Genomic DNA, 24,090 nt, shown 5'->3' with positions numbered 1-24,090 from the left:
ACACCGCAGCCGACGGCCCCTGCCGGGTGTCCTGGTGCGCCATGAAGGGTTGACGCGATGACGCCGAACGCCTCCCACTCCTCCGGACCGAGCCGGAGACGCTTCCTCGCCTCCACGGCGGTCGCCACCGCAGCGGTGGCGGGGGGAATGCCGCTGCTCGCCGCGTGCGGGGGTGAACAGGAGGGCCGCAAGGAGGGGACCACCTCCGGCAAGGAGGCCGAGAAGCTGCTCCCCGCGTTCGTGGCGTCGGCCGTCGTCACCCCGGACATCCCCGCGAAGAACGGTTCGGCGGCCGGCTTCACCCGGGCGATACCGACGGCGGAGCTGAAGACCTCGGTGCCGAAGGCGCTGGGCGGCGGGGGCCGACTGAAGATCATGTCGCCGTTCTGGGGCACCCCGCCCAAGGGCGACAACCCGTACTACACGGCGATGAACGAGGCCGTCGGCGTCGACGTCACCTGGCAGAACCAGGACGGCGTCACCTACGACCAGAAGCTCGGCGCGGTCCTCGCCTCCAGCGACATCCCGGACGTCGTGGTCGTCCCCGGCTGGAACCTGATGGGGCGCATCCCCAGCGCCATCAACGCCAAGTTCGCCGACCTCGGCCCCCACCTCGCCGGCGACAAGGTCAAGGACTACCCCAACCTGGCGGCCGTCCCCACGGAGGCGTGGCAGCGCGGCATCTTCGGCGGCCGGCTCCGCGGCGTCCCGATGCCCGCCCCGTACGTCACCGACATCGCCCCCCTGTACCGCAAGGACCTGTTCGCGAAGAAGGGCTACGCCGTCCCGAAGAGCCCCGAGGAGTTCCTGTCCTGGGCGAAGGAGGCCACCGACGCCAAGTCCAAGCTCTGGGCCTGCGACGACATGAAGTGGACGGCGTTCAACATTTTCGGCGTCCTCTCCGGCAGCGACAAGGCGCTCTGGTGGAACCTCGAGGGCGACAAGCTGGTCAACCGCGTCGAGACCGAGCAGTACCTCGAGGCACTGGAGTGGACCCGCAAGCTCTACGCCGCCGAAGTGGTCCACCCCGACGCGGTCCAGGGCAAGGCCGGCGGCAACGCGGGCAACCGGTTCACCGCCGGCGAGGTGCTGGTCTACAACCAGAACATCTCCGACTGGTGGGGCAAGACCGCCGAACAGCGCACCGGGAACCCGGACTTCGCGATGGAGGCCTTCGACATCTTCGGCCCCGGCGGCGGCGACCCGACGCTGTGGGCGGTCCAGCCGGCCAACATCTTCACCTTCGTCTCCAAGAACGCGACCGAGCAGCAGATCAAGGACTTCCTCGCCCTCTGCAACTTCTGCGCCGCCCCCTACGGCACCAAGGAGTTCATGCTCACCGCCTACGGAGTCGAGGGCACCGACTACGAGTTCGAGAAGGGTCTGCCGGTCAAGACCGAGCAGGGCGTCAACGAGGTCAACGGCGCCTACGACTACACCGGCAATCCGGCCCCGTACATCGCCTACCCCGACCTCCCCGAGGTGACGAAGGCGATGGTCGAGTGGCAGCAGCGCATGGGCGCCTTCACCAGGAAGTCCTCCTTCTTCGGTCTCACCGTCACCGAGCCCAACCGCTGGTCGAACCTCGCCGACGACTTCGAGCAGCTCGAGGACGACGTGGTGCGCGGCCGCAAGAAGATCAGCGACGTGCAGCAGGCCGTGTCCGACTGGAGGAGCAAGGGCGGCGACGGACTGCGCGACTGGTACCGGAAGCTGCTCGACGACAACGGCTCGGCGAAGTGACCCGGGGCTGACGCAAGGAGAAGGCCGTGTCGCACAGCACGGTGCCCCGGAGCACGACCGGGGCACGGACACCCGAGAAGCCGCCGGAGACCGGCGGTGATCCCGCCGAGCCCGGGAAGGGCAGGGGCCCCGGCCGGTCCGGCAAGGCTCCGGGCAGGACGCGAAAGCTGAGTCTCCGGCTCAGGTTCCGGCGTGACCGCACGCTGATCCTGATGACGGTGCCGGCCCTGCTGCTGATCCTGGTGTTCAACTACATACCGATCCTCGGCAACGTGGTCGCCTTCCAGGACTACGACCCGTATCTCAGCGAGAACGGCTTCGTCGCCATCTTCGAGAGCCCGTGGACCGGCCTGGAGCAGTTCGAGCGGATCTTCGCCGACTCGGCCTTCTGGCACGCGGTGCGGAACACCTTCGTGCTGTTCTTCCTCCAGCTGGTGCTCTACTTCCCCATCCCCATCCTGCTCGCGCTGCTCATCAACAGCGTGGTCAGGCCCCGGGTGCGGGCGGTCGCCCAGGCGATCATGTACCTCCCGCACTTCTTCTCCTGGGTCCTCGTCGTCACCGTGTTCATGCAGATCTTCGGCGGCGCGGGCATCATCGCGCAGACCCTCCGCCGGCACGGCTACGAGGGCTTCGACCTGATGACCAACCCGGAGATCTTCAAGTACCTGGTGACGGCCGAGACCATCTGGAAGGACGCCGGCTGGGGCATCATCGTCTTCCTCGCCGCACTGTCGGCGGTCTCCAACGACCTGTACGAGGCCGCCGCCATGGACGGCGCCGGACGCTGGCGGCGCATGTGGCACATCACGCTGCCCGCCCTGCGCCCGGTGATCGCCCTGCTGCTGGTGCTGCGCGTAGGAGACGCCCTCACCGTCGGCTTCGAGCAACTGCTGCTGCAACGGCAGGCGGTGGGTGTCGACGCCTCCGAGGTCCTGGACACCTACGTGTGGTGGAACGGCATCCGCAACCAGGACTTCAGCTACGCCGCCGCCGCGGGCCTCATCAAGGGCGTGGTCGGTCTGGGTCTGGTGCTGACCGCCAACAAGGTGGCCCATCTCATGGGCGAGCAGGGGGTGTACAAGAAGTGACCACCGTCCTCGGAGCACCGGAGGAGAAGGCGGAGAAGGCGGAGAAGAAGCCGAGCCCGTGGGCCGCGCCGCCGCGTCCCGTCTGGGAGGAGGAGCCGTCCAAGGCCGGACAGGCGGGCAAGGGCCTCGCCCTGGGTCTGGCCTGCCTGGGCATCCTCTTTCCGCTGTGGATCGTCATCGTCACCAGTCTCCAGACCAAGCAGACCATCGACGAGGCCGGCGGTCTGGTGGTGATCCCGAAGGGCGTCACCTTCGTCGCCTACCAGGAACTCCTCACCGGCGGCCAGGTGCAGCGCGCCACGCTGGTCAGCATCGGCGTCACCGTCGTCGGCACGCTGTTCAGCATGGCCGTGTCGGTGCTGAGCGCCTACGGCCTCTCGCGGAGCGGCTCGCTGGGACACCGCTGGATCCTGATGACCCTGCTCGCCACGATGTTCTTCGGCGCCGGCCTGATCCCGACGTATCTGCTGGTGCAGGCGCTCGGACTGACCGACACCTACCTCGCGCTGATCCTGCCCAGTGCGGTGAGCGTCTTCAACATCCTGGTGCTGCGCGCGTTCTTCATGAACATCTCCCAGGAACTCATCGACAGCGCCCGCATCGACGGGGCGGGCGACTGGCGGATCCTGTTCCGCATCGTGATGCCGCTGTCGCGTGCGGTGATCGCGGTGATCGCGCTGTTCTACGCGGTCGGGTACTGGAGCGCCTGGTTCAACGCGTCGATCTATCTCACCGACCAGGACATGATGCCGCTGCAGAACGTGATGATCCAGCTGGTGCAGAAGCAGGAGCGGCCGGTGGGGCTGTCCGCGCAGATCAACACGGGGCAACTGTCGCCGCTGGCCATCCAGATGGCGGTGATGGTGCTGGCGCTGCTGCCGGTGGCCGTGCTGTCGCCCTTCGTCCAGAAGCACTTCAAGAAGGGGATGCTCACCGGTGCCGTCAAGGGCTGACGCCCTGTGCAGTGGGGATCCTGCGTGGTCGTTCGCCCGCGGGTCACGTGTGGTTGATCGCGCAGTTCCCCGCGCCCCTTCAGGTTTCTCCACTCACCCCCTCACAGGCGAGGTTCTGTCATGTTCGCGTCTTCTCTGAGCCGGCGTGCCGTTCTTGCCGGAGCGGCGGCAGTCGCCGCTGTTCCCGTTCTCGCCGGCCGGGCCGAGGCCGCCCCGCCCTCCTCCTACCGCTGGCGCAACGTCGTCATCGGCGGAACCGGGTTCATCACCGGCGTGCTGTTCCACCCCCGGGTGCGCGGGCTCGCCTACGCCCGTACCGACATCGGTGGTGCCTACCGCTGGGACGACCGGCGGGAGCGCTGGACACCGCTCCTCGATCACATCGGGTGGGACGACTGGAACCTGCTCGGCGTCGAGGCGATGGCCGTCGACCCCGCCCACCCGGACCGGCTCTACCTCGCCTGCGGCACCTACGCCCAGTCGTGGGGGAGCAACGGTGCCGTCCTGCGCTCCGACGACCGCGGCGCCACCTGGCAGCGCACCGACCTCACCGTGAAACTCGGCGCCAACGAGGACGGCCGGGGCACCGGTGAGCGGCTGCTCGTCGATCCGCGGGACAGCGACACCCTGTGGCTGGGCACCCGGCACGACGGACTGCTCAGGTCGACCGACCGGGGCACCACCTGGGCCCCGGTGAGCGGCTTCCCGGCCGCCCCGTCCGCCACCGGCCAGGGCGTCACCCTCCTGGTCGCCGCCGGGCGCACCGTCTACGCCGGCTGGGGCGACGGCGGCGAGGCGAACCTGTTCCGCACGTCCGACGGCACGACCTGGGAGGCGGTCCCCGGGCAGCCGTCCGGCGCCGCCGCGCGCGTGCCCGTCCGCGCCGCCTACGACCGGCACGCCCGCGAGCTGTATCTGACGTACGCCGACGCGCCCGGCCCCAACGGCCAGTCCGACGGCAGTGTGCACAAGCTGCGCACCGCCGGCGGCCGGTGGACCGAGGTCACCCCGGTGAAGCCCGGCGGGAGCACCGGCGACGGTTCCGCCGACACCTTCGGCTACGGCGGGGTCGCCGTCGACGCCCGCCGCCCCGGCACGGTCGTCGTCTCCACCAACAACCGCTGGGCGGCCGTCGACACGCTGTACCGCTCCACCGACGGCGGCCGCAGCTGGCGGTCGCTGAAGGACACCGCCGTACTCGACGTCTCCGAGACCCCGTATCTGAAGTGGGGCGAGGACGAGCCCAAGTTCGGCTGGTGGATCCAGGCGCTCGCCCTCGACCCGTACGACGCGGAGAACCTCGTGTACGGCACCGGCGCCACTCTCTACGGCACCCGCGACCTGCGTCACTGGGCACCGCGGGTCCGCGGCCTGGAGGAGACCTCCGTGACCCAGCTGGTCTCGCCCCCGGCCGGGCGGGCGCACCTGATCAGCGGGTCGCGGGACATCGGCGTGATGTACCACGAGCGGCTCACCTCGTCCCCGGCGCACGGCATGGCCACCAACCCCGTCTCCGGGTCGGCGACGGGACTCGCGCAGGCGGCGCGCAGACCGGCGTACGTCGTCCGGGCGGGCTGGGGCGAGCACGGCAACGGCGCGTACTCCCACGACGGCGGACGGACCTGGGCGCCCTTCGCCACCCAGCCCCCCATCGCCGAGAACGCACCCGGACCGATCGCCACCGGCGCCGACGGCGGTGTGCTCCTGTGGTCCTTCGTGCACTGGGACGGAACCAGGCACCCAACCCACCGCTCGGCGGACAACGGCACCACCTGGTCCGAGGTCCCCTCCTTCCCCCAGGGCGCCACGCCGGTCGCCGACCCGGCCGACCCGGCGCTCTTCTACGCCTACGACACCGACACGGGAACGCTGCTCGCCAGCACCGACCACGGCCGTTCCTTCACCGCCCGGGCGACCGGACTGCCCTCCGGCGACAGCCAGTTCAAGGTCGTCGCGGCACCCGGCCGCACCGGCGACCTCTGGCTGAGCGCGAAATGGAACGGGCTGTACCGCTCCACCGACGGCGGCGCGACCTTCACCAAGGTGGAGAGCTGCTGGGCCTCCTACACCCTCGGCTTCGGCAAGGCCGCGGGCGGCGCCGGCTACCCGGCGATCTACCAGGTCGGCGCCACCGAGGCGATCACCGCCGTGTACCGCTCCGACGACGAGGCGAGGACCTGGGTGCGCATCAACGACGACGACCACCAGTGGGGCTGGACCGGCGAGACCGTCACCGGCGACCCCCGCGTGTACGGCCGGGTCTACCTCGCCACCAACGGGCGCGGCATCCAGTACGGGGAGCCCGTCTGATGCCGAGTCTGAACGACGCCACCCGCGGCCGCATCCTCTACGGCGGCGACTACAACCCCGAGCAGTGGCCCGAGGAGACCTGGCACGAGGACGCCCGCCTGATGAAGCAGGCCGGCGTCAACTCCGTGACCCTCGGCGTCTTCTCCTGGGCCAGGATCGAACCCCGCCCGGGGGAGCGGGAGTTCGGCTGGCTGGACCGGCTGATGGACCTGATGCACGGCCACGGCGTCGGCGTCGTCCTCGCCACCCCCACCGCCTCGCCCCCGCCCTGGATGGGCCACCTGCACCCCGACACCCTGCCCCGCGACGCCGAGGGCCGGACCGAGTGGTGGGGCGGGCGCCAGCACTTCTCGCACTCCAGCGCCACCTACCGCCGCCTCGCCGCCGCCGTCACCGAGGACCTGGCCGCCCGCTACGCCGGCCACCCGGCCCTCACCATGTGGCACATCAACAACGAGTACTGCACCTACGACTGGGGCGACGAGGCCGCCGCCCGCTTCCGCTCCTGGCTGCGCCACCGCTACGGCACCCTCGACGCCCTCAACACCGCCTGGGGAACCGCCTTCTGGAGCCAGGGCTACGGCGACTGGGCGGAGGTGCTGCCGCCCCGGCACGCGCACTACATGAAGAACCCCACCCAGGTGCTCGACTTCAGGCGCTTCACCTCCGACATGCTCCTGGAGTGCTACACCGCCGAGCGCGACATCGTCCGCCGGCACACCCCCCACCTGCCGGTCACCACCAACTTCATGCCGCTGTGGGCGGGCCAGGACGCCTGGCGCTGGGCCGAGGAGGAGGACGCCGTCTCCGTCGACCTCTACCCCGACCCGCGCGACCCGTTCGGCGCACAGAGCGGCGCGCTGGTCCAGGACATGACCCGCTCCCAGGCCGGCGGCCCGTGGATGCTCATGGAACAGGCGGCCGGGGCGGTCAACTGGCGCGGCGTGAACCACCCCAAGCCGCGCGGCCTCAACCGGCTGTGGTCGCTCCAGGCCGTGGCGCGCGGCGCGGACGCCGTCTGCTACTTCCAGTGGCGCCAGTCCCGGCAGGGCGCCGAGAAGTTCCACTCCGGGATGGTCGGCCACGCGGGCGAGCGGGGACGCACGTACCGGGAGGTCGAGCGGCTCGGCGCGGACCTCGCCCGGATCGCCCCCCACGTCAGCGGCGGCCGGATCACCGCCGACGTCGCCGTGCTGCACGACTGGCACTCCTGGTGGGCCGGCGACCAGGAGGGCCGCCCGTCCCGCGAGGTCGACTACCCGGCGGTCCTCGGCGCCTGGCACCGGGCGCTGTGGCAGTCCCAGCTCACCACCGACTTCGCCCACCCCGGGCACGATCTGTCCGGCTACCGCCTCGTCGTCGTCCCGCAGCTCTACCTCCTCACCGACACGGCCGCCGACAACCTCCTGGCGTACGTACGCGGCGGAGGCACCCTCGTCTGCGGGTTCCTGACCGGTGTCGCCGACGAGGACGACCGGGTGCGGCCCGGCGGCATGGACGCCCGGCTGCGGGAGCTGTTCGGCATCCGCACCCTGCACGAATGGTGGCCGCTGGAGCCGGGGGAGACCGTCGAGTGCGAGGACGGCCTGCGCGGCACCCTGTGGTCCGAGGAACTGGAGCCCGACGGCACCGCGGACGAGACCGTCCCCTACCGGGGCGGTGAACTCGAAGGGCTGCCCGCCGTGTTGCGCAAGGGGCGCGCCTGGTACGTCTCCACGCTGCCCGAACCGGACGCCCTGCGCGCGCTGCTGGCCCGCGCCGCCGCGGAGGCGGGGGCGCGGCCGGTGCTCGACGGACTCCCGGACGGGGTCGAGGCGGTGCGCCGCGGTGAGCTGCTGTTCCTGCTCCACCACGGCCGGGAGCCGGTCACCGTCGACGTCCCCGGCACCCACCGCGACCTCCTGACGGGGACCACCGTGACCGACCGCGTCACCCTCGGCCGCTACGGCGTGGCGGTGCTGAAACCATGAGCGCCACGCCCGTCCACGGCACCTGGGAACCACGTCCGGCCGGCCGCTGGGAGGACGCCTTCCTGAGCGGCAACGGCCACCACGGCGCCCTCGTGTTCGGCGATCCGGACGACGACCGTACCGTCGTCACCCATCACACCCTGGTCCGTCCGGTCGAGGGCGACGAGCCCCACCGGCTGCCGCCCCGCCTGGCCGACGGACTCGTCCGGCTCCAGGACCGGCTGCTCTCCGGTGACACGGCCGCCGCCGAGGACTTCACCGACGGCCGCCCCCTGCAGTGGGTGCGCGCCTTCCACCCGGCCTTCCAGGTCCGCGTGCGACGCACGGCAAGTGATCCGGACCCGTCGGACCCGTCCGGGTACCGCCGTACGGTCGACTTCACCACCGGCGTCGCGGAGGCCACCCGGGACGGCTGGTCCAGCCGCGTCTTCGTCTCCCGCGCCGACGACGTGATCGTCCAGTACGTCACCGGCCCCGCACTCACCCTCGACCTCTCCCTGGACCACCGGCTCCCGAACGCCCCCACCGGTCTGGGCATCGGCCACGGATCCGTCCTCACCCCCGAGGGCGCGCTGCTGAGCCTGCGCGCCCGCTACCCGGGCAGCGACCTCGCCTGCACCGGCATCACCCTCGCCGCCGTCACCGGCGGCACGACCACGCTCGCCCCGCCCGGCGTACGCGTCGAGCGCGCACGCTCGGTGCTGCTGCTCACCCGGGTGCGCCGGCACACCGGGGAGGCGGACGTGCTCGCCGAGGGCCGCGCCCTGCGCGACCTGCTCGCCGGCACACCGGACATCCCGTACGACGGCCTCCTCGACCGCCATCTCCTCCGGCACCGCACCGCCTACGAACGCGTCGCCCTGGACCTGGCCGCCGACCCGGACGAACGCGCCCTGCCGGGCTCCGAGTTGCTCACCCGGCCGCGCAGCGCCGCCCTGCTGGAGCGGCTCTTCGCCGCCGGCCGCTACCACCTGCTGTCCGCCAGCGGCCTGTTCCCGCCCCGGCTCACCGGACTGTGGACCGGCGACTGGGACACCGCCTGGTCCGGCGCCTTCACCAACGACGCCAACCTGGGCCTCCAGACCGCCTCCGCCGCGGCCGCCGACCTTCCCGAGGTCACCGAGGCGCTGGCCGCCCTGATCCGGCGCCAGTTGCCCGACTGGCGGGACAACGCCCGTACGGTGTTCGGCACCCGGGGCGTGGTCGCGCCCGCCCACAGCGACGGCGAGTCGGGACACGCGTACCACTTCAGCCGCGAGTACCCGCTGCACCTGTGGACCGCCGGCGCCGACTGGCTGCTCAAACCCCTCGTCGACCACGACGAGACACGCGGCGCCCGCGACCCGCACACCGCCGCCGCGCTCGCCGAAGTCGCTCTGTTCTACGAGGACTTCCTCAGCCGCACCGACGGCGACGGCCGCCCGGTCGTCGTCCCCTCCTACTCGCCCGAGAACCGGCCCGCGAACGCGAGCTGGGGCGCCGTCAACGCGGCCATGGACCTCTCCGCCGCCCGGCACGCCCTGTACACCGCCGCCGCGTACCACCCGCTGCACGCCGCCCGCTGGCGGGCCCTCGCCGACCGGCTCCCCGCGCACCGCGTCAACTCCGACGGCGCACTGGCCGAATGGGCCTGGCCCGGCCTGGACGACACCTACGACCACCGCCACCTCAGCCACCTCTACGGCGTCTGGCCCCTGGACGAGATCACCCCCTACGACACCCCGGAGCCGGCCGCCGCCGCCCACCGCGCCCTGGAACTGCGCGGCGCCGAGAACGACTCGGCGCACGGACACCTGCACCACGCGCTGATCGCGGCCCGCCTCCGGGACGGCGAGCGGGTCGCCCACGCACTGGCCCAGGTCCTCGACGGCGACTTCTTCCACGCCTCGCTGATGAGCTCGCACTACCCGCGCCGCCACGTCTACAACGCCGACGCCGCCCACACCCTGCCCGCCGTGCTGATCGAGGCCCTCGTCCAGTCCACCCCCGACCGGCTGGTCCTGCTGCCCGCCCCGCTTCCCGCATACCCGAGCGGGCGACTGCGCGGCATCCGCACCCGCTTCGGGGCCTCGCTGGATCTCGGCTGGTCCCCGGACGGCGCCACCGCCGTCGTCCGTCCGGCCCGCACCCACCGCGTCACCCTGTGGACCTCCGCCGGCGCCGAGCCGCTCGACCTGGTCGCCGGGGAGGACCGTGTCCTCACGCTGAGGACACCCACGGCACCCTCGCGCCTTCCATAACGCGCTCCAGGGGTCGGAACGGGAGCTGCCCGGCCGGTGGCCGCCGCGATTACGTTTCCGGCGTTCACCGGCACACGCCCCCACCGAGAAGCCCGGAGGATCCGCGATGACCCCCTCAGCCGCCGACGAGCCCGACGGCCGCCCGATCAGCCGCAAGAACCTGCTCCGGGCGGCCGTCGCCGCCGGCGCCGCCGCCCCGCTGCTCGCCACGGGCACGGTGGCCCTCGCCAGGGAGGCCAAGGGGCGGACCCTGTCGCCCACCCCGTACTGCGACGACGGCGACGACCCCACGCCCGACCAGATGGAGGGCCCCTACTTCAAACCCAACTCGCCGCGGCGCACCGACCTCGTGACGCCCGGTACCTCCGGCACCCCGCTCACCGTCAGCGGCTACGTCTTCGGCCGCGACTGCGTCCCGCTGGCCGGGGTCCTGCTCGACTTCTGGCAGGCCGACAACGCGGGCGCCTACGACAACGCCGGATACACCTTCCGCGGGCACCAGTTCACCGACGCCTCCGGAGCCTTCACCCTGCGTACCATCGTGCCCGGCCTCTACCCGGGCCGCACCCGGCACCTCCACGTCAAGGCCCAGGCACCCGGCGAGCCCGTCCTCACCACCCAGCTGTACTTCCCCGGTGAGCCGCGCAACACCACCGACGCCCTCTTCGACGCCAGGCTGCTGATGAACGTCCGCGCCGCGGGCGGCGGCCGGCAGGGCACCTTCGACTTCGTGCTCGACGTCGACGGCGGCCCGACCGACCCGCCCACCGACCCGCCGGGCGGCAGCTGGGCACCCGGCCGGTCCTACGCGGCGGGCGACCGGGTGACGTACGGAGGCGCCGGCTACCGCTGCCTCCAGATGCACACGTCCATGACCGGGTGGGAGCCGCCCAACGTGCCCGCCCTCTGGCGCCGCGTGCAGTAGCTACGGAGCGGGCGCCGGCCCCGAGCTGGCCCGGACGGTCAGCTCGGGCGCGAGCAGGACGACCTCGTCGCCGCCGCGCCCGCCGAGCTTGGCGACCAGCTGCTCCACGGCGTGCCGGCCCATCTCCTGGGCGGGGATGGCGACCGACGTCAGCCGCACCGAGGCCTGCACGGCGACCTGCTCCGGGCAGATCGCCACCACCGAGACGTCCTCGGGCACGGCCCGGCCCTGCTGGCGCAGCAGGGCGAGCAGCGGTTCGACCGCCGACTCGTTCTGCACGACGAAGCCCGTGGTGCCGGGACGCTCGTCGAGGATCCTGGCGAGCGTCACGGCCATCGCGTCGTACCCGCCCTCGCACGGACGGTGCAGCAGCCGCAGCCCCAGCTCCCGCGCCCGGCCGCGCAGCCCGTCCAGGGTGCGCTCGGCGAAGCCGGTGTGCCGTTCGTAGACCGCCGGGGCCTCGCCGATCACGGCGACGTCCCGGTGCCCCCGTTCGGCCAGGTGCTCCACGCACAGCGCGCCGGTGGCCTTGAAGTCGAGGTCCACGCAGGTCAGGCCGGCGGTGTCGGCGGGCAGCCCGATCAGCACGGCGGGCTGCTCGGCCCCGCGGAGCAGCGGCAGCCGCTCGTCGTCGAGCTCGACGTCCATGAGGATCATGCCGTCGGCGAGTCCGCTGCCCGCGACCCGGCGCACCGCGTCCGGGCCCTCCTCACCGGTGAGCAGCAGCACGTCGTACCCGTGGGTGCGGGCGGTGGTGGCCACCGCGATGGCGATCTCCATCATCACCGGCACGTACATGTCCGTACGCAGCGGGATCATCAGCGCGATGATGTTGGACCTGCTGCTGGCCAGGGCGCGCGCCCCGGCGTTCGGGTGGTACCCGAGTTCGCGGATGCTCCGCTCGACCCGCTGGCGGGTGTTCGCGGAGATGGACCGCTTGCCGCTGAGGACATAGCTCACCGTGCTCGCCGAGACTCCGGCGTGCTGGGCGACCTCGGCGAGGGTGACCATCCACGTTCTCCCAGTGTGTGAAGCGCTTCGACAACGAGCCCGGACCGGCCGGGGTGGGTGAGGGTGGTTCGACAGTAGCCCCACAGGACAACGGGTGTCCAGAGGGTGTCGAAGCGCTTCGACATCGTGGCGCGGGGTTGAAGACGAACCGGTGACGGAGGAATCGTCCCTCAGCGGCGGATGATGCCGAGCGCCAGGGCCGCCGCGACCGCGGCGGTGCGCGAGTCCACCCCGAGTTTGGCGTAGACGTGCGCCAGATGGGACTTGACCGTGGCCTGGGTGAGGTGCAGCTGCTCGCCGATGCGCTGGTTGGACAGCCCCTCGGCGACCAGGGTGAGCACCTCCGTCTCGCGCCGGGTCAGCGAGGCGTGCGGTTCGCGGAGCCGGTTCATCAGCCGGTCGGCGACGGCCGGCGCGAGGGTGGTGCGGCCCGCGGCCGCGGTGCGCACGGCGGCGGCCAGTTCCTCGGGCGGGGCGTCCTTGAGCAGATAGCCGGTGGCCCCGGCCTCGATCGCCGGGAGGGTGTCGGCGTCGGTGTCGTACGTGGTGACCACCAGCACGCGGGGAGCTCCGGGGCGGGCGGTGATGGCGGCGGTGGCCTGCGATCCGTTCATGCCGCCGCCGAACTGCAGGTCCATGAGCACCACGTCGGCCCCGCCGGCCGCGGCGAGCTCCACGGCCTCCTCGGCGGTGGCCGCCTCGGCGACGATGGAGAACCCCGGCTCGGTCTCCAGCACCGCGCGCAGCCCGGCCCGTACCACGGGGTGATCGTCGGCGATCAGGATGCGGATGGGGACGACGTCGTTCACCTATGCCTCGCTCCTGTCCGCGACACCGGGCCCGCCCGAGCGCCGGTCCGCGGCGCCCGGATCGTCCGAGCGCCGGTCCGCGGCGTCCGGGTCGCCCGGGTGCCTGTCGTGTCCGGCGTCCGCCTCGTCCGTGCGCCGGTCCGCCGCGTCGACGTGCCGCTCCGGCGGGTCCAGGGGGAACCGGGCCGACAGCGCCGTGCCGCCGCCGCCCGGCGACGACTCCAGGGTGAGGGTGCCGCCGAGGGCGCGCGCCCGGGCCCGCATCGCGGCGATGCCGAACCCCCCGGCGGCCGGGTCCGGGGCCGGGAGCCGCCCGGGGTCGAATCCGATGCCGTCGTCGACCACGTCGAGCCGTACGCCGTCGTCGAGGTGGCCCAGGGTGACCCCGGCCGTGGTGGCCCGGGCATGGCGGACGGTGTTGGACAACGCCGACTGGGCGATCCGCAGCAGCGCCACCTCCAGGGCGGTCGGCAGCGCACGGGGTGTGCCGGTGCGGTGGAACCGGACGGCGACGGGGTGCTGGGCGCTGGTCGTGGCGCACAGCCGCTCCAGGGCGCCCGCCAGCGTGGTGCCCTCCAGCGCGGGCGGGGTGAGGGCGGCGACGAACCGGCGGGCCTCGGCGAGATTGCCGACGGCCGTCTCCCGGGCCTGCACGACATGGCCGGCGGCCGCCCCGGGCCGGTCGGGCAGCGCCCGCTCGGCGGCCCGCAGCAGCAACTGGATGCTCGACAGCCCCTGGGCGAGGGTGTCGTGGATCTCGCGGGCCAGCCGCTCACGCTCGGCCAGCACACCCGCGGTGTGCTGCGCGGCGGCCAGATCGGCACGGGTGACGGTGAGCTCCTCGATCAGCCGGCGGCGGCGCTCGCTCTCCCGGTACAGGGCCTGGTACCCCCACACCACCGCGACGGCGACGGCCGCCCCGAGCGCGGGCCCGATGGCCAGGGCGGGGGAGAACGCGCCCCGGTGCGCGGCGAACGCGGTGATCGCGGCGGCGGCGGTGGCCACGACCGCGAGCAGCCCGCCGCGCCGGGACAACAGGTGGAGCTGGAGGAAGTACAGCGGGAACGCCAGCCACACCCCGTCCGGGGTCAGCGCCAGCAACAGCAGCCAGACCGCGCCCAGCGCCGCCAGCCACCACCGCGCGGCACGGCGCGAGGCGGAGACGGCCGGGGTCAGCGGCCCGACCGCGTAGACACCCGCCACGGCGGCGCACACACCGACCACGGCACCCGCGTGCGCCATGTCCCCGGTCAGCGCCCGCACGGCGGCCAGGGCGAGCAGCCCGGCCACGAGCAGATGCAGACCCCCGGCCTGGGCCCGGGAGGTCGGAGTGAGGCGGTTCATCACCTCCACCCTACGAAGAGCACCGGTCACGGGCATCGATCAAAAGGTGGAGGCGCGACCCGATCCTTCGATTCGCAAAGTCCCCTCCTGGGCGCGATGCCCGTGCCCCCCGCCCGGCGCGACGGTGGAGCCACACCGTTTCTCACACCGTTTCCACCGATCGAAGGGACAGGCCGGGACATGTTCGTCGCCTGGAGGGATCTCACGTTCGCCAAGGGGCGATTCGCCTTGATGGGCACCGTCGTCGTCCTGATCACCCTGCTCGTCGGGCTCCTGTCCGGGCTGACCGCCGGGCTGGCCAGGGAGAACGTCTCCGCCGTCACCGGGCTGCCCGCCGACCGGATCGCCTTCGCCGCCCCCGCCGACGGCCAGGACCTCTCGTACGCCGACTCCACCGTCACCGAACGGCAGTGGCGGCGGTGGGCGGCGACCCCCGGGGTGACGCGCGCCGAACCGCTCGGCATCACCACCACCCGGGCGAGCGCCGGCGAACGCGGCACCGGCGTCTCCGTCTTCGGCGTCCTGCCGGACTCCCCGCTGGCCCCCGGCGGCGACCGCGTCGAGGACGGCACGGTGGTGCTCTCCACCGCCGCCGCCGAAGAACTCGGCGTCGGCACCGGCGACCCCGTCACCCTCGCCGGCCGGAAACTGACCGTCGCCGCCGCGCGCGGGGACGCCTCCTTCAGCCACACCCCCGTCGTCTGGACCTCCCTGGACACCTGGAACACCATCGCCCCGCCCACCGCCGCCCGCGACGGCGCCCCCACCGCCACCGTCATCGCCCTCGCCACCGGCCCGGACACCGACCTCGCGGCCGCCGACCGCGCCGCCGGCACCAGGACCGTCACCAAGGACGACTCCCTGTCCGCGATCGGCTCCTACACCTCCGAGAACGGCTCCCTGCAGCTGATGCGCGGCTTCCTGTTCGCCATCTCCGCCCTCGTCGTCGGCGCGTTCTTCACCGTGTGGACCATCCAGCGCAGCGGCGACATCGCCGTACTGAAGGCGCTCGGCGCCCCCACCCGCCGGCTGCTGGCGGACGCCCTCGGCCAGGCGCTGGTGCTGCTGACCGGCGGAACCCTCGCCGGCACCGCCGTCGCCGCCGCGCTCGGCACCGCCGTCGCCCGCTCCGGCATCCCCTTCGAACCGGACCCCGCCACCGTCCTGGCCCCCGCCGCCGTGCTGATCGTCCTCGGCGCGCTCGGGGCCGCCCTGTCCGTCCGCCGCATCACCTCCGTCGACCCGCTGACCGCCCTGGGGAGCGCCCGATGAGCCTCGAACTGACCGACATCACCCTCACCTACCCCGACGGCGACACCCGGCTGACCGCCCTCGACCGCGTCACCCTGCACGTCCCGCGGGGCAGCGTCACGGCCGTCGTCGGCCCGTCCGGCTCCGGCAAGTCCAGCCTGCTCGCCGTCGCCGCCACCCTCGTCACCCCCGACTCCGGCACCGTCACCGTCGACGGCACCCCGACCACCGGCCTCGGCCGGAGCGACCTCACCGACCTGCGCCGCCGCGGCATCGGCATCGTCTTCCAGCAGCCCAACCTGCTGCCCTCCCTGACCGCCGCCGAACAGCTCCAGGTCATGGCCGCCATCGACGGCCGCCCACCGGGGAAGGCCCGCGGCCGGGCGAGGGAACTGCTCGACGCCGTCGGCCTCGCCGACCTGGCGGACCGCCGCCCCCACCAGCTCTCCGGCGGCCAGCGCCAGCGGGTGAACATCGCCCGCGCCCTGATGAACGACCCCACCGTCCTGCTGGTCGACGAACCCACCAGCGCCCTCGACCACGAGCGCGGCGCCGCCGTCATGGACCTGCTCACCCGGCTCACCCACCGGCGCGCCACCGCCACCGTCCTGGTCACCCACGACCGCGCCCTGCTCACCGCCGTCGACCGGATCGCCGAGGTCCGCGACGGCCGCCTCACCCTCCCGGCGCCCGCCCGCTGAGGCCGCCGTATCGGCCGAACGGCCGCACGAAGGGTGGTGGGGTCGCTACGAATCGGGTACATACGATCGGGTAGCACCAGTCGGTAATGAACGACTCCACCCTCTTCGCGGCGAGGTGAGCCTCATGTCCGCAGTACCCGAGTCCCCGTCCCGGCCCACGGTCACCGAACGGGAGGCCCGCCAGGTCGCGGAGGCCGCCCGGGAGCAGGACTGGCGCAAGCCCAGCTTCGCCAAGGAACTGTTCCTCGGCCGCTTCCGGCTCGACCTGATCCACCCCCATCCCCTGCCGGCCGACGACGACGTCCAGCGCGGCGAGGAGTTCCTCGCCAAGCTCCGCGACTTCTGCGAGACGAAGATCGACGGGGCCACGATCGAACGCGACGCGCGCATCCCCGACGAGGTGATCACCGGGCTCAAGGAGCTCGGCGCCCTCGGCATGAAGATCGACACCAAGTACGGCGGTCTCGGCCTCACCCAGGTCTACTACAACAAGGCCCTCGCCCTGGTCGGCTCCGCCAGCCCGGCGATCGGCGCCCTGCTCTCCGCCCACCAGTCGATCGGCGTTCCGCAGCCCCTGAAGATCTTCGGCACGCGCGAGCAGCAGGAGACCTTCCTCCCGCGCTGCGCCCGCACCGACATCTCCGCCTTCCTGCTCACCGAGCCGGACGTCGGCTCCGACCCCGCGCGCCTGGCCACCACCGCCGTCCCCGAAGGCGACCACTACGTCCTCGACGGGGTGAAGCTGTGGACCACCAACGGTGTGGTCGCCGACCTCCTCGTCGTCATGGCGCGGGTGCCGAAGTCCGAGGGCCACCGGGGCGGCATCACCGCGTTCGTCGTGGAGGCCGCCTCCGAGGGCATCACCGTCGAGAACCGCAACGCCTTCATGGGCCTGCGCGGACTGGAGAACGGCGTCACCCGCTTCCACCGGGTGCGCGTCCCCGCCTCCCACCGCATCGGCGAGGAGGGCCACGGTCTGAAGATCGCGCTCACCACGCTCAACACCGGACGGCTGTCGCTGCCCGCCATGTGCGTCGGCTCCGGCAAGTGGTGCCTGAAGATCGCCCGCGAGTGGTCGGCGGCCCGCGAGCAGTGGGGCAAGCCGGTGGCGCTGCACGAGGCCGTCGGCTCCAAGATCGCGTTCATCGCGGCGACCACCTTCGCCCTGGAGGCCGTGGTCGACCTGTCCTCGCAGATGGCCGACGAGGACCGCAACGACATCCGCATCGAGGCCGCCCTCGCCAAGCTGTACGGCTCGGAGATGGGCTGTCTGATGGCCGACGAACTGGTCCAGATCCGCGGTGGCCGCGGCTTCGAGACCGCCGAGTCCCTCCGCGCCCGCGGCGAGCGCGCGGTCCCCGCCGAGCAGATGCTGCGCGACCTGCGCATCAACCGCATCTTCGAGGGCTCCACCGAGATCATGCACCTGCTGATCGCACGCGAGGCCGTCGACGCCCACCTGTCGGTCGCCGGTGATCTGATCGACCCGGAGAAGTCCCTCGGCGACAAGGCGAGGGCGGGCGCGGGCGCGGGTGTCTTCTACGCCAAGTGGCTGCCGAAGCTCGTCGCGGGACCCGGACAGCTCCCCGGCTCCTACGGCGCGTTCAAGCACGGCATCGACCTCTCCCCGCACCTGCGCCACGTCGAGCGCACCTCCCGCAAGCTGGCCCGCTCCACCTTCTACGCCATGTCCCGCTGGCAGGGGAGGATGGAGACCAAGCAGGGCTTCCTGGGCCGGATCGTCGACATCGGCGCCGAACTCTTCGCGATGAGCGCCGCCTGCGTCCGCGCGGAACTGCTCCGCTCCCGCGGCGAGAACGGCCGGGAGGCCTACCAGCTCGCCGACGCCTTCTGCCGCCAGTCCCGCGTCCGGGTCGAGGAGCTCTTCGGCCGGCTGTGGAGCAACACCGACGACGTCGACCGCAAGGTCGTCAAGGGCGTGCTCTCCGGCACGTACGAGTGGCTCGAACAGGGCGTCATCGACCCCTCCGACGACGGCCCCTGGATCGCGGACGCCTCGCCCGGCCCCTCGCAGCGGGAGAACGTCCACCGCCCGATCAGGTGACGGCCGGCCGGGGACACCCGGCCGGCTCCCCGGTGCCGGTCCGGGGCCGACTCGCCGCGCCTCGCACCGGCACCCGTGTCCTGGCGGCCACGGGATACGGACACAATGGGGGGATGACCGACAGTCCAGCCCCCCTCGCCGATCCGCACCTCGTCTACGACCCCGTGGTGGGAGACGGCCCGAAGGACGTGGTGATCCTCGGCTCCACCGGGTCGATCGGCACCCAGGCCATCGACCTCGTGCTGCGCAACCCCGACCGCTTCCGGGTCACCGGCCTCTCCGCCAACGGGGGCCGGATCGCCCTCCTCGCCGAGCAGGCCCGCCGGCTGCGGGTGCGCACGGTCGCCGTCGCCCGCGAGGACGTCGTACCGGCGCTGCGCGAGGCGCTGTCCGCGCAGTACGAGGCGGGGGAGCGGCTGCCCGAGATCCTGGCCGGACCGGACGCGGCCACGCGGCTCGCCGCCTCCGACTGCCACACCGTCCTCAACGGCATCACCGGATCCATCGGACTGGCCCCGACCCTCGCCGCCCTGGAGGCGGGCCGCACCCTCGCGCTCGCCAACAAGGAGTCGCTCATCGTCGGCGGCCCGCTGGTCAAGGCGCTGGCCAAGCCCGGGCAGATCATCCCGGTCGACTCCGAGCACGCCGCGCTGTTCCAGGCGCTGGCCGCCGGCACCCGCGCCGATGTGCGCAAGCTCGTCGTCACCGCCTCCGGCGGCCCCTTCCGCGGCCGCACCAGGGAGCAGCTGGCCGGCGTCACCGTCGAGGACGCCCTCGCCCACCCCACCTGGGCCATGGGCCCGGTCATCACGATCAACTCCGCGACCCTCGTCAACAAGGGCCTGGAGGTCATCGAGGCACACCTCCTCTACGACATTCCCTTCGACCGCATTGAGGTCGTCGTGCACCCGCAGTCGTATGTCCACTCGATGGTTGAGTTCACGGACGGATCGACACTGGCCCAGGCGACGCCCCCCGACATGCGCGGGCCCATCGCCATCGGCCTCGGATGGCCCGAAAGGGTCCCGGACGCGGCCCCGGTCTTCGACTGGAGCAAGGCGTCCACCTGGGAGTTCTTCCCGCTGGACAACGAGGCGTTCCCCTCGGTGAACCTCGCCCGGCACGTCGGCGAGCTCGCGGGAACGGCCCCGGCGGTGTTCAATGCGGCGAACGAGGAGTGCGTCGAGGCCTTCCGCTCCGGCGCGCTGCCGTATCTCGGGATCATGGAGACGGTAACCCGGGTGGTCGAGGAACACGGCACCCCGGCGAAGGGAACCTCCCTGACCGTGCCGGACGTCCTCGAAGCGGAGACCTGGGCCCGGACCAGGGCCCGGGAACTGACAGTCCGGACGGCGAGCGCGGAGGCGCGTGCATGACGACCCTGATGTTCATCCTCGGCATAGTCGTCTTCGCGGTCGGCCTGCTGTTCTCCATCGCCTGGCACGAGCTCGGGCACCTGTCCACGGCCAAGATGTTCGGCATCCGCGTGCCCCAGTACATGGTCGGCTTCGGACCGACCCTGTGGTCACGGCACAAGGGCGAGACCGAGTACGGCGTCAAGGCGATCCCCCTCGGCGGCTACATCCGCATGATCGGCATGTTCCCGCCCGGCCCCGACGGCCGGCTGGAGGCCCGCTCCACCTCACCGTGGCGCGGCATGATCGAGGACGCCCGCTCCGCCGCCTTCGAGGAGCTCAGGCCCGGCGACGAGAAGCGCCTGTTCTACACGCGCAAGCCGTGGAAACGGGTCGTCGTCATGTTCGCGGGCCCGTTCATGAACCTGGTCCTCGCGGTCGCGCTGTTCCTCACCGTGCTGATGGGCTTCGGCATCCAGCAGCAGACCACCACGGTCAGCTCGGTCTCGCCCTGCGTCATCTCGCAGAGCGAGAACCGCGACGAGTGCAAGAAGTCCGACCCCGAGTCCCCGGCCGAGGCCGCCGGCATGAAGGCCGGCGACCGGATCGTCGCCTTCGCCGGTGTCCGCACCGACGACTGGGGCACCCTCTCCGACCTCATCCGGGACAGCGCCGGCCAGAGCGTGCCGATCGTCGTCGACCGCGACGGCCGGGAGGTGACCCTCCAGGCGAAGATCGCCACCAACCTGGTCGCCAAGAAGGACGGCAACGGCGCCTACGTCGAGGGCGAGTACGTCAAGGCCGGCTTCCTCGGCTTCAGCGCCGCCACCGGCGTCGTCAGACAGGACTTCGGGGACTCCGTGGTCTGGATGACCGACCGGGTCGGCGACGCCGTCGACTCCCTCGCCGCCCTGCCGTCCAAGATCCCCGCCCTGTGGGACGCCGCCTTCGGCGACGGCCCGCGCGAACCCGACTCCCCGATGGGCGTCGTCGGCGCGGCCCGGGTGGGCGGCGAGATCGCCACCCTCGAGATCCCCGCCTCACAGCAGATGGCCATGTTCGTGATGCTGCTCGCGGGCTTCAACCTCTCCCTGTTCCTGTTCAACATGCTCCCGCTGCTGCCGCTCGACGGCGGGCACATCGCGGGTGCACTGTGGGAATCGCTGCGCCGCAACCTCGCCAAGGTGCTGCGCCGCCCCGACCCGGGCCCGTTCGACGTGGCGAAACTGATGCCGGTGGCCTATGTGGTGGCCGGGGTCTTCGTCTGCTTCACCATCCTCGTGCTGATCGCGGACGTGGTGAACCCGGTACGGATCTCCTAGGCCCTGTCCCACACATCCGACACCCGCCGTTCACGATGGCCTGGAACCCTTTCGTTCCGGGCCATCGTCCTTTGGGTGGGTTTACGGGCGCGATGTGCCCGGCCCTCGGCCGGTGCCGTAATCTCGGAGCCCGGAGCCCGCTGCTCACGGGGAGCCGGAGCTTGATCCACGACTTGGGGTTGCACAGCAGATGACTGCGATTTCTCTCGGCATGCCGTCCGTTCCGACCAAGCTCGCCGAGCGCCGGAGGACCCGGCAGATCCAGGTCGGATCCGTGGCGGTGGGCGGGGACGCCCCCGTGTCCGTGCAGTCGATGACGACCACGCGTACGTCCGACATCGGCGCGACCCTCCAGCAGATCGCCGAGCTCACCGCCTCCGGCTGCCAGATCGTCCGCGTGGCCTGCCCCACCCAGGACGACGCCGACGCCCTCCCGGTCATCGCGAGGAAGTCGCAGATCCCGGTGATCGCCGACATCCACTTCCAGCCCAAGTACGTCTTCGCCGCGATCGAGGCCGGCTGCGCGGCGGTCCGCGTGAACCCGGGCAACATCAAGAAGTTCGACGACCAGGTCAAGGAGATCGCCAAGGCCGCCAAGGACCACGGCACCCCCATCCGCATCGGCGTCAACGCCGGCTCGCTGGACCGGCGCCTGCTCCAGAAGTACGGCAAGGCGACCCCCGAGGCGCTCGCCGAGTCCGCCCTGTGGGAGGCGTCCCTCTTCGAGGAGCACGACTTCCGCGACATCAAGATCTCCGTCAAGCACAACGACCCGGTCGTCATGGTCGAGGCGTACCGCCAGCTCGCCGCCCAGTGCGACTACCCGCTCCACCTCGGCGTCACCGAGGCCGGCCCCGCCTTCCAGGGCACCATCAAGTCCGCCGTCGCCTTCGGCGCGCTGCTCTCCCAGGGCATCGGCGACACCATCCGCGTCTCGCTGTCCGCGCCGCCGGTCGAGGAGATCAAGGTCGGCATCCAGATCCTGGAATCGCTGAACCTGCGCCAGCGCGGCCTGGAGATCGTCTCCTGCCCGTCCTGCGGCCGCGCCCAGGTCGACGTGTACAAGCTCGCCGAAGAAGTCACCGCCGGCCTCACCGGCATGGACGTCCCGCTGCGCGTCGCCGTCATGGGCTGCGTCGTCAACGGCCCCGGCGAGGCCCGCGAGGCCGACCTCGGCGTCGCCTCCGGCAACGGCAAGGGACAGATCTTCGTGAAGGGCGAGGTCATCAAGACGGTCCCCGAGTCGAAGATCGTGGAGACGCTCATCGAGGAAGCGATGAAGATCGCCGAGCAGATGGAGAAGGACGGCATCGCCTCCGGCGAGCCCGAGGTCTCCGTCGCCGGCTGACGGGCTTCCCGCCGACGCCGGAGGGCGGTGCCAGGCCCTCCGGCGTGGCAGGACAGGCCCTCCGGCGTGGCAGGACGGGGCCGAACCGGGGCGGCGCCGCCCGGCTTCCGCGGGTACAGTGCGGAAATCAGGCAGACCCCTTTGTGTGAGGCCCCCGCTTTTGTTGACGCAGACCACTTCCCGGGTCCTCGAACCGAACGACCTGGACGCCGCGCTCGCCGTCCTCGACCGCGAGCCGGTCGCGAACGCCTTCGTGACGGCCCGGGTCCGGATCGCCGGCCTCGACCCCTGGCGGCTCGGCGGCGAGATGTGGGGCTGGTACGAAGGCGGCGCCCTGACCTCCCTGTGCTACGCCGGCGCCAACCTGGTGCCCATCTGCGCCACCCCCCGGGCGATCCGCGCCTTCGCCGACCGCGCCCGCCGGGCCGGACGCCGCTGCTCCTCCATCGTCGGCCCGGCCGAACCCATCGCCGAACTGTGGCGGCTGCTCGAACCCCAGTGGGGCCCCGCCCGCGAGGTCCGCACCCACCAGCCCCTCATGGTCACCGACCGCATGCCCCACGGCATCGCCCCCGACCCGTACGTCCGCCGCGTCCGCAAGGACGAACTGGAGACGATCATGCCGGCGTGCGTGGCGATGTTCACCGAGGAGGTCGGCATCTCCCCGCTGGCCGGTGACGGCGGCCTGCTCTACCAGGCCCGGGTCGCCGAGCTCGTCGGCGCCGGCCGCTCCTTCGCCCGCTTCGACGCCGACGGCAAGGTCGTCTTCAAGGCCGAGATCGGCGCCGCGACCGACCGCGCCTGCCAGATCCAGGGCGTCTGGGTCGCCCCCGAGCACCGCGGCAGGGGCGTCGCCGCCCCCGGCATGGCGGCCGTACTGCGCTACGCCCTCGCCGACGTCGCACCCGTGGCGAGCCTCTACGTCAACGACTTCAACACCCCCGCCCGCAGAACGTACGAGAGGGTCGGCTTCCAGGAGGTCGGCGCCTTCATGAGCGTGCTGTTCTGACCGGCGTGTCCCTGTAGTCTCCCCGGCATGCTGCGCTTTCCCGGTCACGGCCGCTCCGAGCCCGACGACATCGTGATCGGCCCCCTCGACCTGCCCGGTCATGTCGACGAGGCGCTGGCGGTGCAGGCGGTGGCGTTCGGGCTCGGACCCGACGAGGTGGCCGTCCGCCGGCAGATCGTGCTGCGCCACATGACCTTCCCCGGCGCCAGGGCCTTCGGCGCCACCGTCGGGGGCCGCCTCGTCGGCTTCGTCTACGGCATGCCCAACGACCGCACCCACTGGTGGTCCACCGTCGTCGAGCCCTATCTGCGCATGCGGGGCCACGGCGACTGGCTCGACGACTCCTTCGTCATCACCGAGCTGCACGTCCACCCCCGGCACCAGCAGCACGGCATCGGCCGCGCCCTGATCACCACGATCACCGACGGTGCCGAACAGCCCCGCTCGATCCTCTCCGCGATCGACATCGACAGCCCCGCCCGCCACCTGTACCACTCCCTCGGCTACCAGGACCTCGCCCGCCAGGTCCACTTCCCCAGCGCGCCCCGGCCGTACGCCGTCATGGGCGCCCCGCTGCCGCTGCCGCGCGGATAGCGGACGCCCGCGGTCGGCGGACAATCGATTTCCGCCGCCGCGTCCCGCC

General features: G+C 72.3%; 18 protein-coding genes. 15 read left to right on the top strand and 3 right to left on the bottom strand.

The window, feature by feature from the left end:
- The first annotated feature begins 57 nt into the window (after nt 1–57).
- The 7 genes from ACZ434_RS15930 to ACZ434_RS15900 all read left to right on the top strand — a co-directional run bounded on the left by ACZ434_RS15930 (nt 58) and on the right by ACZ434_RS15900 (nt 11,232).
- On the top strand, nt 58–1,743 hold the full coding sequence (locus tag ACZ434_RS15930; RefSeq protein WP_468456033.1) for an extracellular solute-binding protein: 1,686 nt from the start codon (nt 58–60) through the stop codon (nt 1,741–1,743).
- A gap of 26 nt (nt 1,744–1,769) precedes the next feature.
- On the top strand, nt 1,770–2,834 hold the full coding sequence (locus ACZ434_RS15925) for an ABC transporter permease (protein WP_468456031.1): 1,065 nt from the start codon (nt 1,770–1,772) through the stop codon (nt 2,832–2,834).
- Entirely contained in the window at nt 2,831–3,787 is a 957-nt protein-coding gene (locus ACZ434_RS15920) for a carbohydrate ABC transporter permease (protein WP_468456029.1), read from the top strand. The genes ACZ434_RS15925 and ACZ434_RS15920 overlap by 4 nt, the downstream gene beginning before the upstream one ends.
- Before the next feature lie 120 nt (nt 3,788–3,907).
- A complete protein-coding gene (locus ACZ434_RS15915) occupies nt 3,908–6,097 on the top strand; it encodes a 1,4-beta-glucanase (protein ID WP_468456027.1) in 2,190 nt (729 codons plus the stop codon).
- The gene (locus ACZ434_RS15910) at nt 6,097–8,067 is read left to right on the top strand and encodes a beta-galactosidase (protein WP_468456025.1); all 1,971 of its coding nucleotides are present in this window, start codon (nt 6,097–6,099) and stop codon (nt 8,065–8,067) included. Before ACZ434_RS15915 ends, ACZ434_RS15910 begins: the two co-directional genes overlap by 1 nt.
- Entirely contained in the window at nt 8,064–10,307 is a 2,244-nt protein-coding gene (locus ACZ434_RS15905; RefSeq protein WP_468456023.1) for a glycosyl hydrolase family 95 catalytic domain-containing protein, read from the top strand. The genes ACZ434_RS15910 and ACZ434_RS15905 overlap by 4 nt, the downstream gene beginning before the upstream one ends.
- Nucleotides 10,308–10,413: 106 nt before the next feature.
- Nucleotides 10,414–11,232: a dioxygenase family protein gene (locus ACZ434_RS15900; RefSeq protein WP_468456021.1), complete on the top strand. Its 819-nt coding sequence runs from the start codon at nt 10,414–10,416 to the stop codon at nt 11,230–11,232.
- On the opposite strand, the gene ACZ434_RS15895 is transcribed toward ACZ434_RS15900, so the two are convergent.
- The 3 genes from ACZ434_RS15895 to ACZ434_RS15885 all read right to left on the bottom strand — a co-directional run bounded on the left by ACZ434_RS15895 (nt 11,233) and on the right by ACZ434_RS15885 (nt 14,396).
- Nucleotides 11,233–12,243 (bottom strand): LacI family DNA-binding transcriptional regulator, encoded by a 1,011-nt coding sequence (locus ACZ434_RS15895; protein ID WP_468456019.1) that lies wholly within the window; start codon nt 12,241–12,243, stop codon nt 11,233–11,235.
- Between the two features lie 170 nt (nt 12,244–12,413).
- A complete protein-coding gene (locus ACZ434_RS15890; RefSeq protein ID WP_468456017.1) occupies nt 12,414–13,052 on the bottom strand; it encodes a response regulator in 639 nt (212 codons plus the stop codon).
- Nucleotides 13,053–14,396 (bottom strand): sensor histidine kinase, encoded by a 1,344-nt coding sequence (locus ACZ434_RS15885; RefSeq protein WP_468456015.1) that lies wholly within the window; start codon nt 14,394–14,396, stop codon nt 13,053–13,055.
- 180 nt (nt 14,397–14,576) lie between these two features.
- Between ACZ434_RS15885 and ACZ434_RS15880 the strand changes: the two genes are divergently transcribed.
- From ACZ434_RS15880 to ACZ434_RS15845, 8 genes are all read left to right on the top strand, one after another.
- Complete coding sequence (locus tag ACZ434_RS15880; protein ID WP_468456013.1) at nt 14,577–15,668, top strand: ABC transporter permease; 1,092 nt, start codon at nt 14,577–14,579, stop codon at nt 15,666–15,668.
- Entirely contained in the window at nt 15,665–16,348 is a 684-nt protein-coding gene (locus ACZ434_RS15875; protein WP_468456011.1) for an ABC transporter ATP-binding protein, read from the top strand. The genes ACZ434_RS15880 and ACZ434_RS15875 overlap by 4 nt, the downstream gene beginning before the upstream one ends.
- A 124-nt stretch (nt 16,349–16,472) precedes the next feature.
- Nucleotides 16,473–18,413, top strand: coding sequence for an acyl-CoA dehydrogenase family protein (locus ACZ434_RS15870; RefSeq protein ID WP_468456009.1), 1,941 nt, complete (start codon nt 16,473–16,475; stop codon nt 18,411–18,413).
- A 113-nt stretch (nt 18,414–18,526) separates the two neighbouring features.
- Nucleotides 18,527–19,789, top strand: a complete 1,263-nt coding sequence (gene dxr / locus ACZ434_RS15865; protein ID WP_468456007.1) for a 1-deoxy-D-xylulose-5-phosphate reductoisomerase — start codon at nt 18,527–18,529, stop codon at nt 19,787–19,789.
- A gap of 8 nt (nt 19,790–19,797) precedes the next feature.
- Entirely contained in the window at nt 19,798–21,090 is a 1,293-nt protein-coding gene (locus tag ACZ434_RS15860; protein ID WP_468456389.1) for a M50 family metallopeptidase, read from the top strand.
- 190 nt (nt 21,091–21,280) lie between these two features.
- A complete protein-coding gene (ispG, locus tag ACZ434_RS15855; RefSeq protein ID WP_468456005.1) occupies nt 21,281–22,438 on the top strand; it encodes a flavodoxin-dependent (E)-4-hydroxy-3-methylbut-2-enyl-diphosphate synthase in 1,158 nt (385 codons plus the stop codon).
- A 160-nt stretch (nt 22,439–22,598) separates the two neighbouring features.
- The gene (locus tag ACZ434_RS15850; protein ID WP_468456003.1) at nt 22,599–23,447 is read left to right on the top strand and encodes a GNAT family N-acetyltransferase; all 849 of its coding nucleotides are present in this window, start codon (nt 22,599–22,601) and stop codon (nt 23,445–23,447) included.
- Nucleotides 23,448–23,474: 27 nt separating this feature from the next.
- Complete coding sequence (locus ACZ434_RS15845) at nt 23,475–24,041, top strand: GNAT family N-acetyltransferase (protein ID WP_468456001.1); 567 nt, start codon at nt 23,475–23,477, stop codon at nt 24,039–24,041.
- Nucleotides 24,042–24,090 lie beyond the last annotated feature (49 nt).

The sequence above is a fragment of the Streptomyces sp. NPDC030893 genome, assembly GCF_055571535.1.
This window is presented reverse-complemented; position numbering and strand designations above follow the sequence as displayed.

Coding starts and splice junctions, on each gene's coding strand:
- ACZ434_RS15930 (WP_468456033.1), top strand. CDS start 58: ATGACGCCGAACGCCTCCCACTCCTCCGGACCGAGCCGGAGACGCTTC.
- ACZ434_RS15915 (WP_468456027.1), top strand. CDS start 3,908: ATGTTCGCGTCTTCTCTGAGCCGGCGTGCCGTTCTTGCCGGAGCGGCG.
- ACZ434_RS15910 (WP_468456025.1), top strand. CDS start 6,097: ATGCCGAGTCTGAACGACGCCACCCGCGGCCGCATCCTCTACGGCGGC.
- ACZ434_RS15905 (WP_468456023.1), top strand. CDS start 8,064: ATGAGCGCCACGCCCGTCCACGGCACCTGGGAACCACGTCCGGCCGGC.
- ACZ434_RS15900 (WP_468456021.1), top strand. CDS start 10,414: ATGACCCCCTCAGCCGCCGACGAGCCCGACGGCCGCCCGATCAGCCGC.
- ACZ434_RS15895 (WP_468456019.1), bottom strand. CDS start 12,243: ATGGTCACCCTCGCCGAGGTCGCCCAGCACGCCGGAGTCTCGGCGAGC.
- ACZ434_RS15885 (WP_468456015.1), bottom strand. CDS start 14,396: ATGAACCGCCTCACTCCGACCTCCCGGGCCCAGGCCGGGGGTCTGCAT.
- ACZ434_RS15880 (WP_468456013.1), top strand. CDS start 14,577: ATGTTCGTCGCCTGGAGGGATCTCACGTTCGCCAAGGGGCGATTCGCC.
- ACZ434_RS15875 (WP_468456011.1), top strand. CDS start 15,665: ATGAGCCTCGAACTGACCGACATCACCCTCACCTACCCCGACGGCGAC.
- ACZ434_RS15870 (WP_468456009.1), top strand. CDS start 16,473: ATGTCCGCAGTACCCGAGTCCCCGTCCCGGCCCACGGTCACCGAACGG.
- dxr (WP_468456007.1), top strand. CDS start 18,527: ATGACCGACAGTCCAGCCCCCCTCGCCGATCCGCACCTCGTCTACGAC.
- ACZ434_RS15860 (WP_468456389.1), top strand. CDS start 19,798: ATGTTCATCCTCGGCATAGTCGTCTTCGCGGTCGGCCTGCTGTTCTCC.
- ispG (WP_468456005.1), top strand. CDS start 21,281: ATGACTGCGATTTCTCTCGGCATGCCGTCCGTTCCGACCAAGCTCGCC.
- ACZ434_RS15845 (WP_468456001.1), top strand. CDS start 23,475: ATGCTGCGCTTTCCCGGTCACGGCCGCTCCGAGCCCGACGACATCGTG.